This is a genomic window from Dellaglioa sp. CoH-57-MRSF-19, assembly GCF_056781975.1.
On sequence record NZ_JBXAXW010000093.1, the window covers coordinates 1 to 548 of the forward strand.

General features: G+C 57.4%; 1 protein-coding gene. It reads right to left on the reverse strand.

All coding sequences use genetic code 11. The features are described from left to right. The coding region (locus AC1RO3_RS08385; protein ID WP_481763988.1) for a hypothetical protein at window positions 1-527 on the reverse strand (527 nt) is incomplete at its 3' end. Window positions 528-548 lie beyond the last annotated feature (21 nt).

Genomic DNA, 548 nt, shown 5'->3' on the forward strand with positions numbered 1-548 from the left:
GATCCTGTAGATGATCCGGTGGCCGCCGAAGGTTCACCCAGATCATCGGATTGAGGTGCGGGCTCGACTCGCATATGCGAATAGTTGATGCGCACCTGAAACGGGAAGGGACTGGAGTTCCGCGATTTCGGCTGATCGATGGTCACGATCGTGGACCCGGTTTCCGCTCGCTCCTGATGCTGTTCCTTTGTCAGGTTCCACGTGAACGAGTTGGAACTGTGTTCGGTGAGAGCCCGCGAATACCGGATTTTACCGTCTTCCGAGAGCTGGGCGAGCAGTATGTTCACGCGGTTGCTGTTTTCGGCGTTGATTTTCGCGTAGCGCCCGACCGCACCCAGCTGACGCCACTGATCATCGCCGTCCGCGCCCTTGAGTAGCGAAATATAGTCGATGATCAGGACATCTACGTCGTAGGCGTTGGTGGCGGCCACCACCTCTTCCATCGTCATGTCCGCGTCGGGTCGGAAGATCGTGTAGCGACCACCCGCGTCCTTCACCTTCTTCGCCCACTTCTTGTATCGCTTCATCACCAAATCGCGNTCGTTGGT